Origin of the sequence: Paenibacillus alkalitolerans, assembly GCF_016482785.1 — a bacterium.
GTDB classification, from domain to species: Bacteria; Bacillota; Bacilli; order Paenibacillales; family YIM-B00363; genus Paenibacillus_AE; species Paenibacillus_AE alkalitolerans.
In genome coordinates this window covers 50,772-64,714 of record NZ_JAEMXM010000019.1, presented here as the reverse complement: position 1 = coordinate 64,714, position 13,943 = coordinate 50,772, and the positions used below count along the sequence as shown (strand labels likewise).

General features: G+C 51.2%; 13 protein-coding genes. All 13 read right to left on the bottom strand.

The annotated features are described in order from the left end of the window. A complete protein-coding gene (gene rbsK / locus JET16_RS22840; RefSeq protein WP_199620819.1) occupies nucleotides 1–930 on the bottom strand; it encodes a ribokinase in 930 nt (309 codons plus the stop codon). Nucleotides 931–971: 41 nt separating this feature from the next. Next, nucleotides 972–1,562, bottom strand: coding sequence for a KpsF/GutQ family sugar-phosphate isomerase (locus JET16_RS22835; protein ID WP_233532086.1), 591 nt, complete (start codon nucleotides 1,560–1,562; stop codon nucleotides 972–974). A 251-nt stretch (nucleotides 1,563–1,813) separates the two neighbouring features. After that, nucleotides 1,814–3,346 carry a histidine ammonia-lyase gene (hutH, locus tag JET16_RS22830; RefSeq protein ID WP_407673180.1) on the bottom strand — a complete coding sequence of 511 codons (1,533 nt, stop codon included), beginning with the start codon at nucleotides 3,344–3,346 and terminating at the stop codon, nucleotides 1,814–1,816. 176 nt (nucleotides 3,347–3,522) lie between these two features. After that, complete coding sequence (thiC, locus tag JET16_RS22825; protein WP_199620810.1) at nucleotides 3,523–5,301, bottom strand: phosphomethylpyrimidine synthase ThiC; 1,779 nt, start codon at nucleotides 5,299–5,301, stop codon at nucleotides 3,523–3,525. 284 nt (nucleotides 5,302–5,585) lie between these two features. Continuing rightward, nucleotides 5,586–6,722 (bottom strand): zinc-dependent alcohol dehydrogenase, encoded by a 1,137-nt coding sequence (locus JET16_RS22820; protein WP_199620807.1) that lies wholly within the window; start codon nucleotides 6,720–6,722, stop codon nucleotides 5,586–5,588. Between the two features lie 132 nt (nucleotides 6,723–6,854). After that, a complete protein-coding gene (locus tag JET16_RS22815) occupies nucleotides 6,855–7,832 on the bottom strand; it encodes an ABC transporter ATP-binding protein (RefSeq protein ID WP_199620804.1) in 978 nt (325 codons plus the stop codon). A 4-nt stretch (nucleotides 7,833–7,836) separates the two neighbouring features. After that, the gene (locus JET16_RS22810; RefSeq protein ID WP_199620802.1) at nucleotides 7,837–8,619 is read right to left on the bottom strand and encodes an ABC transporter permease; all 783 of its coding nucleotides are present in this window, start codon (nucleotides 8,617–8,619) and stop codon (nucleotides 7,837–7,839) included. After that, entirely contained in the window at nucleotides 8,616–9,431 is an 816-nt protein-coding gene (locus JET16_RS22805) for an ABC transporter permease (RefSeq protein ID WP_199620800.1), read from the bottom strand. Before JET16_RS22805 ends, JET16_RS22810 begins: the two co-directional genes overlap by 4 nt. Beyond that, nucleotides 9,428–10,627, bottom strand: a complete 1,200-nt coding sequence (locus tag JET16_RS22800) for a serine hydrolase domain-containing protein (protein ID WP_199620798.1) — start codon at nucleotides 10,625–10,627, stop codon at nucleotides 9,428–9,430. Before JET16_RS22800 ends, JET16_RS22805 begins: the two co-directional genes overlap by 4 nt. A gap of 18 nt (nucleotides 10,628–10,645) precedes the next feature. Continuing rightward, nucleotides 10,646–11,815 (bottom strand): serine hydrolase domain-containing protein, encoded by a 1,170-nt coding sequence (locus JET16_RS22795; RefSeq protein ID WP_199620796.1) that lies wholly within the window; start codon nucleotides 11,813–11,815, stop codon nucleotides 10,646–10,648. A gap of 74 nt (nucleotides 11,816–11,889) precedes the next feature. After that, entirely contained in the window at nucleotides 11,890–12,090 is a 201-nt protein-coding gene (locus JET16_RS31180) for a hypothetical protein (protein ID WP_199620896.1), read from the bottom strand. Beyond that, complete coding sequence (locus JET16_RS22785; protein WP_199620794.1) at nucleotides 12,075–12,944, bottom strand: carbohydrate ABC transporter permease; 870 nt, start codon at nucleotides 12,942–12,944, stop codon at nucleotides 12,075–12,077. The genes JET16_RS31180 and JET16_RS22785 overlap by 16 nt, the downstream gene beginning before the upstream one ends. Before the next feature lie 36 nt (nucleotides 12,945–12,980). Then, nucleotides 12,981–13,871, bottom strand: a complete 891-nt coding sequence (locus JET16_RS22780; RefSeq protein ID WP_199620792.1) for an ABC transporter permease — start codon at nucleotides 13,869–13,871, stop codon at nucleotides 12,981–12,983. Nucleotides 13,872–13,943 lie beyond the last annotated feature (72 nt).

The following is a 13,943-nucleotide window of genomic DNA, read 5'->3' as shown; positions in this document are numbered from 1 at the left end:
TCAGCCACCTACCTTTATTCTGCCTTCGATAAATCGTTCCACTTCCGAAGCGTAAGGCAAAGATGGAATGGCGCCCAGCTTCGTCACCGTCAGAGCGCCGACCGCATTCGCGTAGCGCGCCGCTTCGACCAGCGATTTTCCTTGAACAAGCCGTACCGCCAAAGCACCGTTGAACGAATCTCCCGCCGCCACCGTATCGACAGGCTCCACCGGGAAACCTTCGACATGTTGAAAGCCTCCGTCGGCCGAAACGAGCGCTCCCTTCTCGGCCAACGTTACGACAATATGCTTCACGCCTTTGTCGAGAAGCAGTTGAGCGGCATATTTGACTTCGTCCATGCTCGCGGGCTTGATGCCCGTCAACAGCTCCAGCTCCGTTTCGTTCGGAGTCAAATACGTGACGTTTCTCAGCAATTCGTCGCTCAGCCGCTGCGCGGGAGCGGGGTTAAGAATGACCGGGACACCGTGTCCCGCCGCAATTTCCGCCGCTCTTTCCATTACGGAAATATCCATCTCCAGCTGCATGATCAACATGTCGGCTTGTTGAATCACAGACTCTATGTTATCCACATCCCCAGCGGTATATTTCAAGTTTGCGCCAGGAACGACGATGATCCGGTTCTGACCGTTCTTGTCCAGCACGATGGAGCCTACCCCGGTTGAGGAATGTTCATCGTTCAAAATGTGCCGCGTATCGATCGATTCTTTTTCCATTACCGCCCGCATTTCTTCCCCGAACATGTCTTTTCCGAGCATGCCCGCCATACATACGCTTCCGCCGAGACGCGCCGCCGCAACCGCTTGGTTGGCGCCCTTTCCTCCCGGAAATCTTCCGAAGCTCGTACCGATGATCGTTTCGCCCGCTTCCGGCGCCCGTTCCGTTCGCACGACCAAATCCATCATAAAGCTGCCGATCACTAATATGCTCATTATGAGTTCCTCCCCAATGTATCTTATATAATGACGAATGATTACGCTTTTTCCGATAATTGCCGCCCCAAGCTTCCGCCGGGATGGTACAGATGAAAGTCGTCTTCCGTAAAGCCCTTCAAGCGGCACAAAGCAACCGCCAAAGCGTCGCCGATCGCCAATTGCAGCAGCGCGCTTGTCGTAGGCGCCAATCCTAAGTGGTCGGCTTCCTTCTCATAGCTGTAAGTTAGGGCGACATCGCTTTTGACAGCGAGCGTGGATTGCGGATTTTTAGTAATCGCGATTCTGGGCGCGCCGATCTTCTCGACAATCGCCAATATATTCAACACTTCCTGAGTCTCGCCGCTGTTGGACAACAAGATCACGACGTCCCGCTTCTCGATCGTGCCGCTGTCCCCGTGCACCGCCTCCGCCGAATGGACGAAGAACGAAGGAGTGCCCGTGCTCGACAGCGAAGCCGCGATTTTCTTTCCTATGTGTCCGGACTTGCCAATGCCCGTGACAACCACTTTGCCTTTGCAAGTTGACAACAATTCAACCGCTTTCTCGTACTCGCTCCCGACTTCTTCGCTGATGCTCATTAACGCTTGCGCTTCGTTTCTCAACGATTCTCTTACGTATTCCTTAATCATTGACATCAATCCTCTCGCAATCGTAATTTACTTAGGTTAACGATTACACATAATGACATAGGTTAACGTTTACACAACAAAGCAAATTAAAACTACGGGCGTTGGATATTGTGGGGAGTTTGTCTAGGAAGCGTATGTTATCGTTTTCACTAATTATATTACCGCCGTTTTCGAGTGTCCAGTTATTTTTTAACCGACAGTTTAAACGAACAGCGCTGTTTGTTGCTCATGAGCATCGACCTCCAACAAGGTTACTCGATGGGCGCAATCGTTTTCAGCTCTTCCAAAACTCCTTGCTCCTTCATCCAGCCTGCGATCTTCACAATCTCGGACGATAGCGCGCGGTCTTCATCGGCAAAAGAAACCCGCTCACGGAGCTTCGCATATAACCAACCCGTTCCTTTCCCCAACCGTTGCGGGTCTCTGAAATCGACCGCTTGAGCGGCGCACAGCAGCTCTATGGCCAGCACGCTGCACACATTCTCAATGATTTGCATCGCCTTGCGGGCGGCGATCGTCCCCATGCTGACATGGTCTTCCTGGTTGCCCGAAGACGGTATGGAATCTACGCTCGCCGGATGCGACAACGCTTTGTTTTCCGAAACGAGCGCAGCCGCAGTATATTGGGCGACCATAAAACCGGAATGCAGCCCGCCCTGCCTCGTCAGAAACGGAGGGAGCTGCTCGTTCAGTTGAGGGTTCACCAACCGTTCGATGCGGCGCTCGGAAATATTGGCTAGCTCCGCCGCGCAAATCGAAAGAAAATCCATGGATAGCGCAACCGGCTGACCGTGGAAATTGCCGCCGGAAATTACACGGTCTTCATCCGCGAAGATCAACGGATTGTCAGTTGCGGAATTCATTTCGAGGGCGATCTTTTCCGCGATGTAAGCGAGCGCGTCTCTGCTTGCTCCATGCACCTGCGGCGCGCAGCGGAGAGAATAAGCGTCCTGCACCCTCAGTTCCCCCTGATTCGTCATCAGCCGGCTTCTTTCCGTCAGCCTCCTGATATTGGAAGCAGACTGACGTTGGCCGCCGTGCGGCCTGATTTCATGGGTGGCCGGATCAAACGCGTCCCGTACGCCTAATAACGCTTCACAGCTTAACGCCGCGGCGCAATCGGCCCAACGCGCCGCATGGATGGCGTCCCAACAAGCAATGGCGCCTATCGCCGTCATCACTTGGGTTCCGTTAATTAACGCCAAGCCTTCTTTCGCTTCCAACACGACGGGGGGAATGCCGGCGAGAGACATCGCTTTGCCGCCCGGCATCCGTTGTCCCCGGAACATCGCTTCCCCTTCGCCGATGAGTACGAGCGCCAGGTGGGACAACGGGGCGAGATCGCCGCTTGCTCCAAGAGATCCTTTCTCCGGAATAACTGGAATAACGCCTTTGTTCAGCATTTCGGCCATCGTCTGTACCGCTTCGAACCGGATGCCGGAATATCCTAGCGCCAGCGCGTTGATGCGAAGCAGCATTACGGCTCTCGCCACTTCTTCCGGGAACGGGTTGCCGACACCGCATGCATGGCTGCGAATCAAGTTCAACTGGAGCGATTTGGCGTCTTCGACGGAGATGTAGGTGTCGCTGAACTTGCCGAAGCCGGTCGTCAAGCCGTACACGGCCTTTTTGTCCCGCAGCAATCGATCCACGTACTCTCTGCTTCGCTTCATTTTCATTTCGCTCGCTTTCCCGATCCTGACCGGTGAGCGATAGCGCGCCGCCAAAATGACGTCTTCTATCGTGAGCGGCGATCCGTCAATGACGATTTCTTCTTTTTCCACTCCCACCATCTCCTCCGGGAAAAAGAAAAGCCAATACCATCGATCGGTATCGGCTTCTGGTTCGCTAGTGCGGCGATTTGTTATAGGCTGTCGCTTCATTGTATGCAGCACATCGACATGATGTGAGCTGAGTTCGATTTACGGTTTAAACGACCGTCATTACGAACGGTCTACTACTATCTATAAATTGCGTTGCCGGCTTTATTGAATTCTTTGGATTTTTCCTTTAGTCCCTGCTCTATTGCTTGATGATCTTCGAGTCCATGCTGTTTCGCATAATCCCGAATGTCCTGCGTAATTTTCATACTGCAAAATTTAGGCCCGCACATGGAGCAAAAATGTGCAGATTTGGCACCTTCCGCCGGAAGGGTCTCGTCATGATATTCCATTGCTCTTTCAGGATCTAAAGACAGATTAAATTGATCTCGCCAACGGAATTCAAAACGGGCTTTCGACAAAGCATTGTCTCTTTCTTTAGCCCCGGGATGTCCTTTGGCCAAATCAGCCGCATGAGCGGCGATTTTGTATGCTATAACTCCTTCACGGACATCATCTTTATTCGGCAAACCGAGATGTTCCTTGGGCGTGACGTAACAAAGCATAGCCGTACCGAACCATCCGATCATCGCCGCACCGATTGCCGAGGTAATATGATCATAACCGGGAGCGATATCCGTCGTTAAAGGACCTAATGTGTAAAACGGAGCTTCTTGGCAAACTTCCATCTGACGATCTACATTCTCTTTAATCATGTGCATGGGAACATGTCCGGGTCCTTCAACCATAACCTGCACATCGTGTTTCCAGGCTATTTGGGTTAGTTCGCCGAGTGTCTCCAATTCCGCAAACTGAGCTTCATCATTAGCATCCGCTATGGATCCGGGACGTAATCCGTCTCCAAGTGAAAAAGCCACATCATAAGTTTTCATAATTTCACAAATCTCTTCGAAATGGGTATAAAGAAAATTTTCTTGGTGGTGGGCAAGACACCACGCAGCCATGATGGAACCGCCGCGAGACACAATGCCGGTTACACGTTTAGCGGTAAGCGGAATATAACGCAACAGAACACCGGCATGAATGGTAAAGTAATCGACGCCCTGTTCGGCTTGCTCAATGAGAGTATCCCGATAAATCTCCCAGCTTAATTCTTCCGCTTTTCCGCCGACCTTTTCCAATGCCTGATAAAGAGGCACCGTGCCGATGGGCACAGGAGAGTTGCGAATAATCCATTCCCGGGTCGTATGAATATTTTTGCCCGTGGACAGATCCATGATCGTATCCGCGCCCCAACGGGTCGCCCATCTCATCTTTTCCACTTCTTCGTCGATGGATGAAGCAACTGCGGAGTTTCCGATGTTTGCGTTGATTTTTACCAAAAAGTTGCGGCCAATGATCATAGGTTCGCTTTCAGGATGATTGATGTTTGAAGGAATGATCGCGCGGCCGTGTGCAACCTCACTCCGAACAAAATCCGGATCTACATTCTCCCGAATAGCTATGTATTCCATCTCAGGGGTAATGATGCCTTTCCTTGCATAGTGCATTTGTGTTACAGTGGCTCCCGCTTTTGCCCGCAGCGGCCGTCGGCGTAACCCCGGAAACAATTCTTCGTTACTTATTTGATCCTGATTTTTGTATCCGTTATCTTCCGGCTTGACGGTCCTGCCTTCATACTCTTCGACATCGTTGCGTTCCAGTATCCAATTTCGTCGATTGAGAGGAAGACCTTTGCGGATATCCGTATGTATTGTGGAGTCCGTATATGGTCCGCTGCTGTCGTAGACGCGAACTGGCGGATTTTCTTGCTCATGATCATTTCTAATAGTCGGTGTTAGTGTGATTTCACGCATAGGAACTTTTAAGTCCTCGCGGGAACCTTGAATATAAACCTTCTTGCTCCCCGGAAAGGATGATACATTTGGAACAACTTCTGCCTTGTACACGCTTGCCATTTCAATTCCTCCTCAGATTGAATGTGATCAAGCGGAGACGACCTTATATATTCGCAAAAAAAAGACCACAACGAAAGTAGTGGTCTTTGTGTATATACAAAGGTCAGCACGTTTCCTCCGCTGGCATTACCCAGATCAGGTTATACGGTCGACGGCATATCGGCCATCCTCTCAGCCTGGCTAAACCAAGCTCCCGTGTTTATGAAATTGTCAATTATATAATATAAAGATTGGGAAAATAAATCAACATCAATTATATTTTATACGCCCATGCGGAACCGGCATTATGGTTTCAGCACTACTTTGATGCAGTTATCCGTTTTTGTGTCGAAAATCTCGTAACCGCGCTCAGCTTCCTCCAAGCTCAAACGATGGGTAATCATATCTGCGGGATCGATCCGGCCGTCCGCAATCATCCGATACAGTTCGGGCATATAATGAATAACCGGCGCTTGCCCCATCTTTAATGTGATATTCCGGCTGAACAAATCTCCAAGAGGAAAAGCATTGTACCGCATGCCGTAAACGCCGACCAATTGGATGGTCCCGCCTTTCCTTACGGCTTGGCTCGCAATTTGGATCGCTCCCATCGCCCCTCCTTGCAGCTTCAATGCAGTCTCCACAAGCTCGACGAACGTCATCTTTCCATCCATGCCGACACAATCGATTACGACGTCCGCCCCGCCGCGAGTAATCTCTTTCAAATGGTTCCCGATATTCTTTTCGGCCTCAAAATTAATAACTTCTACACGATTCGTTCGTTTCGCATGCTCCAACCGGTAGTCGATATAATCGACGGCTATGACTCTTTCCGCCCCCTTCATCCAAGCAAACTTTTGCGCCAATAAACCGACCGGGCCGCAGCCCAGAACAATAACCGTGTCGCCCTTTTTGACGCCGGCATCATCGACACCCCAGTAAGCCGTAGGGAGAATATCGGAAAGGAACAGCAATTTTTCGTCCTCTAATTCACAATCGTCGGGAATTCGGAAGGGGGTAAAATTGGCGAACGGAACCCTCAGCATCTCCGCTTGGCCTCCGGCATAACCGCCGTAAGTATCGGAATAGCCGAAAAAACCGCCGGATTCCCCATGCGGGTTGGATTGGTCGCATTGGCTTTCCAGTTGATTTTGACAGTAGAAGCATTGTCCGCAAGCCACCGTGAAAGGAATAATGACACGATCTCCTTTCTTCACCTTGGTTACTTCCGGGCCGACTTCTTCCACAATACCCATCGGTTCATGGCCGATAATGTAATCTTCCGGCAAATTGGGAACCATTCCGTGAATGAGATGCAAATCCGATCCGCAAATGGCGGTGCTGGTAATACGGACAATGATATCGTCCCCTTTCTCGATTTTCGGATCGTTCACCTCCTTTACCTTTACATCCTTGATGCCTTGAAATGTAACAGCCTTCATTTGACTGCGCTCCATTCAATTTGTTTCCAGTAATGGAAATACTCTTCCCGGTGAGCTTCATCGTTATTCAAACGAAATGAACGAAAAGAAAAAAGTCTCCGGGATGAGGAGACTTCATCGTCTTATTTTTAATCAAGCGTACGACTTCGCATATAACTCTTTAATAACTCTTTCAATCGGAAGCGCGTTAATAGACATATCGTGGATCGTATACCGTTCGTTCATGAGCTGAATGAATTGTTTGAGCGGCAGCTTCTCCGTGTCGAGCTCCAACTCCGCTTCGTGAACGGATTCGAGCTTCAACACCTCGACGCCGTCGAACGCTTCCCAATCGGCCGGCTGCTCCGTCGCCAGCTTCACCGTCTTCTTCGCGCCGAGAAAGTTTCGCAGAGCCGAGATGGAATCGTCAAACACAATCTCCCCGTGATTGATGACGATGACGCGACGGGCCAATTGGTCCACATCCTCCAGATCGTGGGTGGTAAGGATGAAAGTGACGCCCTGCTTGTTCATCTCCTTGATGAACTCCCGGATTTTCTCCTTCGCAATGACATCGAGTCCGATCGTAGGCTCGTCCAAAAAAACGACGGACGGGCGATGCAGCATAGCCATAATGAATTCGCACTTCATCCGTTCGCCGAGCGACAGCTGCCGCGTCGGTTTCCTTATTATGCGACCGACATCGAGCAGCTCCGTCAGTTGGTCCAGCGTCTCTTGGAATGTCCGATCTTCGATTCCGTATATCGCTTTATTCATGTAAAATGCGTCGATCGGCGGTATGTCCCACAGCAGCTGCGACTTTTGCCCGAATACCGCTCCAATGTTGCCGACGTATTTTTTCCGCTGCTTCCAAGGCGTGAAATTCATGATTCGGACATCGCCCGAAGTCGGGTGCAGGACGCCAGTCAACATTTTCAACGTCGTCGATTTGCCCGCCCCGTTCGGCCCGAGAAAGCCGACAATTTCTCCCACTTCCACATGGAACGTCAAACCTTTTACCGCCTGAACCTCGATTGTTTTCCGCTTGAACAGGCTCAGTACAGCTTCTTTAAATGAATGCCCTCGTTCATAAGTCGTATATGTCTTGATAAGATTTTGCACATCGATCATGGGTTCACCCGCCCGCGCTTGTGTAATTTCGAAGCATATAGTGCCAGAAAGCGAGACCCGCCGCCAAAAATGCAATACATATGAAGGAAGCGGCCATCGAAGCGTCCGGCAGGCGGCCAAGCAAAGCCGAAGCCGGCAAAAAACCGATCATCGCGATCGGAATCACGTACAGAAACATATTTTGAAACTTGCGGGAAAATATCGTTCCCGGATAAAAACCGAACATTGTCATCGAATCGAAAATATCGTACACGCGGCTGCTCCCGACCCACTTAAACAGAAGACCGGACAGATACAGAGAAAATGCGAACAACACTGTCAGCGAGAAGACGAACAACAGCGCGAATTGCAGCCACTGCATCCAGCCGGGAGCAGGCATGTTCGATATCGCGACTCCAAATAGAACGCCTCCGCTCACAAGCCTTCCGAAATCGTCGATGTCGAAGCCGCTGATCATGGTCATAAACAAGGCGCCTCGCGGTTTAATCAGCAAGATGTCGTACGTGCCCTCGCGCACGTGATGAAGCGTATTCCATACGATCCCGAAGAAAAACGGAAACGCGATTCCTTTCGCCAGCGTAAAGACGGCTTGTATCATGATCACTTCATGCAGCTCCCAACCCGGGAACGACGCGCCGGACTTGTATATAAGCAGAGTAATGAGCGGCAGCATCATATCGCCGGCAAGCATCATGATCAGGCTGATGAAGAAGTCGGTCCGGTATGCCATCCGTTCGGCGAATCTCGTCTTCATGACAGCAGCGTAACAAGCGAGCGTGCCCCTCATACGCCCACCCCCGTAAATTTGCGTATGCCAAGCCGCGCCAGCACTTCGGATACGAGCCACATGACGAGTACCGCCAACGCCTGCAAGCCGACGATTTGCGGAACGGACATCGAATAGCCTGCCAGTTCGTACTCACCGATGAATACACGTACAGGCACGTATTGCATGAACTGAAACGGCAAGTAAAACAGCACCTTCTGCAACGCTTCCGGGAAAAAGGTGAGCGGAACGAAAATGCCCGCCGTCACGTCCCTGACGAGCAAAAACATGCGCCGGATTCCTTCCGCGTTCGTCAGCCAGAAAGCCGTCAAGCCAATGCAATAATTGACCAAAAATGTCATCAGAAACCCGAGCGCGATTGACAACACCGCCCAACCGAGCGACGCCGGGATGAGATCGATACCGAACACGAACATATAAATAAGAAACACGGGAACAAACTCGAGCCAAAATCCGAGCGAACGGTGTCCCAGCTTTTGCGACAAAGCGAAAAACCGGTGGGAAATCGGCCTCAAGACAAACGTAACATATTTGCCCGTGCGTATGAGCATTTGCAAATTCCAGTCGGCGAAATCGAACGTCAGGTAAGTAATGACCGACATGATGCCGTAATAGGCCAGCATCTGTTCGAGCGTAAATCCGTTCAGCGTCTCCGTCCCGCGCGAAGCGAAGACGGCATGCCAAATAAAATACTGCACCAGAAAATAGACCGGCCCGATGATGATGGAGACCGCCATATGCGAGCGGTAGGCTGCCCACTCTTTATATGTGGCCAGACCTACCGCCCGGATTATTTGAAGCGTTCTTCTCATTTTATTCCCGACCAGATCACATTCTTGACGCCTATCATCGAAAGCGGCACCCAGTCGACGTCGGTCGGAACAAAGAACACGGAAACGAGCCGTTCCGCCGGATCGATCAGCAGCGAGCTTCTGCCCGCTCCTTCGTGGCCGAACGCCGTGTCCGCGAACGGATCGGACACCCCGCCAAGCGCGGCGCCGAGCCCGGTATGCAGGTCCTTGAGCATGCCGCCCCAATGAAAGGCCGGAATGCCTTCAGGAAACTGGTCGCGGGTCAACAATTCGACCGACTTTCGGCTGAGGATCCGATTTCCGTCCAACGTTCCCCGGTTCATCAGCATAAGTCCGAAACGGTTCAAGTCGGCCAACGTAGAATAGAGGCCGCCTCCGGCCCGCGGCGGCAAATACGTTCTGTCTTCCTTCGACTGCAGCCGCTCTAGGTCCCAATCGTTAACGGTGCAAACCTCGCTATGATACTCGTCCGGCACATCGAAGAATGTCCGGGTCATCCCGAGCGGTTCGATGATGGTCTGCCTGACGTATTCGTCGTAATGCACCCCGGATGCGCGGCGGATGATCTCTCCGAGCAGCGAATATCCCGTACTGCTATAATTCCACGATTCTCCCGGTTGACAAACCGGAAGGCCGATGAGCATCCCTTTGATCCATTGCGACCTTGTACGCTCCCCGATCTCTTCAGGCGTACGTTCCTTATCTTTCTCCTTCTCTTCATCGCTGTCCTCGAACGCGAACCGGTAGTCCCACCAACTTGCCGGATACGGCTCGGTGAAATATCCGGGATCGGGACGCAAACCGGATGTATGAGTCAACAGATGGTAGACGGTTATTTTCTCATACATGGGATGGTTAAACTCTTCTATCCAATCTTTCACCGGCTGCCGTAAAAACAGCTTGCCCTCTTCCATCAAGCGCAAGATGCAAACCACCGTAAAAAGCTTCGTAATCGAAGCGATTCTGCGTATAGAGCTCGGCAGAAGCGGACCGCTCCCTTCGGTATGCCGGAGCGAACCAACCGACCGGCTGGCGAATATACGGCCGTCTCTGGACAGCATATATGAAGCGCCCTGCAGCTGCCGCTCCAAGACGAGCGATTCCAGCATATTGTCCAACCGGTTCAGCGCCTCGGCGCTATACCCCGCTTCTTCGGGCTTTATTTCTGCTTCCGCCGCATTCAAGCGCGTTTCCATATCCGATCATACCTCCCCTTAAATAATCGAAGACCATGCGATAGCCCGCGGATTAATGACCGCCTCCGCAACCCAACCGGCCCGGTTCGGAACGAAGTAAACGAATACGAGCCGCTCTTTCGGATCTATGTACAATCCGCTGTGACCGAACCCTTCATGGGAATATGTTCCCGGCGAACAAATATCATCGCTATTAAGCGACCAACCGATCCCATGCTTGACATTATTATTGTTTTGTCCCCATGAGTAACAACGGACATTGCGCAGCTGATTGGATACTATCATCTGTATCGTTCTGCGGCCGAGTATCTGGCTGCCGCCAAACGATCCGCCGTCGAGCATCGCTTGACCGAACTTCCACAAATCTTCCAGAGTGGAGTAAAGCCCGTTGCCTCCTCTGGGCGGCATTCCGGTACGGTCGAGCGGCGGCTCGAATATTTCCTTTTCTTCCCATTCCCCCGTGTAACAAGTTTCCTTTCTCAATTCTTCAGGAACCGTGAAGAATGAATGGTTCATGCCAAGCGGCTTGAATATGCGGTCGTTTAAGTAATCCTCGAACGATTGGCCCGACACTCTTGCAATGATTTCCCCAAGAACTCCGAAACCGGACGTGCAGTAAATCCACTCTTCGCCGGGTTTCGCCCGCAAAGGACCCGCGAGCATCAGCTTCACCCAATCGCCAGCTTCCCACTTGTCAGCTTTCTGTTTTTTCTCCCAAGCGTGCCATTCGTACCAAGGGATTGAATACGGTTCCATATTTTGGCCGGGATCGCCCGCCAGCCCCGACGTGTGCGTCAGCAGATGCCAAATAGTGATTTTCCGGTGCAAATCCGTATCGAACTCCTTGATGACGTCTGCAACCGGCTGCTGCCAAAACAGCTTACCCTGTTCAACTAGCTGCCCTATCGCTACGGCCGTCACAACCTTCGTAATCGAATACACTTTGCGGACGGAGTCCGGCAGCAGGTCTTTGCCGTCGTCTTTGAATGTCAGCTTGCCCATTGAGCGATGAGCCGCGATTTTTCCGTCCCTGGCTAACAAATAGCTTGCTCCTTGCAGCTTCCCGGCGTCGATCAGCCCGATGAAATGCCGGTCCAGAACCTCCAACCGCTGCGAATCGAGTCCGACTCGTTCCGGCGCGGTGTCCGTTCTTCCTTCGTGGATTGCCGTCGTGCTTGCGCTTGCCATGCTCTTGATCACTCCCGACTCTACATTTTTATAACTCTAGTTATATGTCTGTTTCCGCCGATTTCCTTATTTTACTAGTGGATCTGTCTATCTGTATATATCAATTTTGTTTTATAAAAAAAATTCCCGCAATAAATGCGGGAAAAGACAATTAGCGGACATTCATTTTCACGCAGTCGCGTGACGACGCCGATCTGCTGTTCTGCCGTAAAGTACATATAATACTTTCCGTTGTATTTCGCGACCGAAGGAGCCCACTCTACTCCTTTACCGATCCAAGCGTAATGCCTTGCACGAAGTAACGCTGGAGAAACGGGTAAATGAGCAGGATCGGAAGCATCGTGACGACAATCTTAGCCGCGTTAAACGTGCGCTGCGACAGGTTTGCGATATCTTCCGCCCGCATGGAACTGAAATCAGCGGGACGGACAACAAGCTGTTGAATGTAAGTCTGCAGCGGAACATTCTCCTGCTTGTTAATCAGAATCAATCCGTCGAAAAACGCGTTCCAATGGCCGACAACGCTGAATAGCGTCACCGTGGCGATCGCAGGCAAGGCAAGCGGAACGAACATTTGGATCATCGTTCTCCAAGGACCTGCGCCGTCTACGACGGCAGCCTCCTTAATTTCCTTCGGTATTCCTCTGAAGAAGTTCATTAATAAAATAACGTTAAAGACCGGCACGGCGCCGGGAAGTACAAGCGCCCAGATCGTATCCAGCAAGCCGACGGTCTTAACGACCATAAACCATGGGATCAAGCCGCCGTTAAATAGCATCGTGAATACGATTATCCACATGTACACGTTGCGGCCGGGGAATTCCTTCTTCTCCTTCGATAATGCGTATGCCATGAGTATGGTCAAAAGCAAATTAATCCCGCCGCCAAGCAGCACCCTTTCGACGGAAACGAGTAAGGAGCGAAAAAACTGTTGGTCGTCCAAGAGATACTTATAAGGGAACGCAGTGAACCCGACGGGAAAGAGCGTAACGAGACCGGCGGCGGCGGCAGCTTTATCGCTGAATGAGACGGCGATTACGTGCACCACCGGCAAAAAGCAAGTAAAGGACACCGCGAGCAGGATGCAAAGGATTATAATGTCCGTTAGAGTCAGTTTTCTTCTTGCCACAAACCTTCCCTCCAGTCCAATCTTGCGGACGTTTGTCTAAAAGATCCGATAGTTCGCATATTTCGAAGCCAAGCCGTATGAGATTACGATAAGAATAAAGCCTACCAGCGACTTTAAAGTGCCGACGGCGGTCGCAAGGCCGTACTGCGCGTCCAGCAAGCCGACGCGGTAAACCCAGGTGTCGATAATATCGCCGGACTCGTAAACAATCGGATTATATAAGTTAAAGATTTGCTCGAATCCCGCGTTTAATATTTGACCGATGCTTAAGGTCGCCACCAGCACGACCACCGGAGCGATTCCCGGCAAAGTAATATGGAACAGCTTTCTGAATCTGCTTGCCCCGTCAATTTCCGCAGCCTCGTACAAAGAAGGGTTGATCGCGGTTAAAGCCGCCAAGAAAACGATCGTATTGAAGCCGAAATCTTTCCAGACGTCGCTTATGACGACGACGAATGGAAACCAAGCATTGCTTCCTAAGAAAAGAATCGGTTCTTCCCGGAACAACATCACCACTTGATTAATAAGCCCGTTCCCGGAAAGCATATCGGTCAGTATGCCGGCCAAGATGACCCAAGATAAAAAATGCGGCAAATAGACGATCGTTTGAATCCAGCGCTTTACACGAACGAAGACGAGCTCATGCAAAAGAAGAGCGAAACTGACGGGAAAGAAGATATTGCAAACAATCTTCATACTTGCAATAAACACGGTATTTCGGAATATTTGCTTGCTGTCGTCAAGCTCCAGCATATATTCGAAGTTCTCCAACCCGACCCATTCGGATCCCAATACGCCTCTAGCGGGAATGAAGTCCTGAAACGCAATAACGATACCGAGCATGGGCACGATTTGAAACACCAGCAAGAGAAGCATCCCGGGCAGAAGCATGAGATGATAGTGCACCGCGATTCCCTTATACTTCATGGAACACTCACCTTTCTTTACGCAATCGCTTGGAAGAAGGAGAAGGGGACCCGCCCTTGCCCGTTTGGGTCC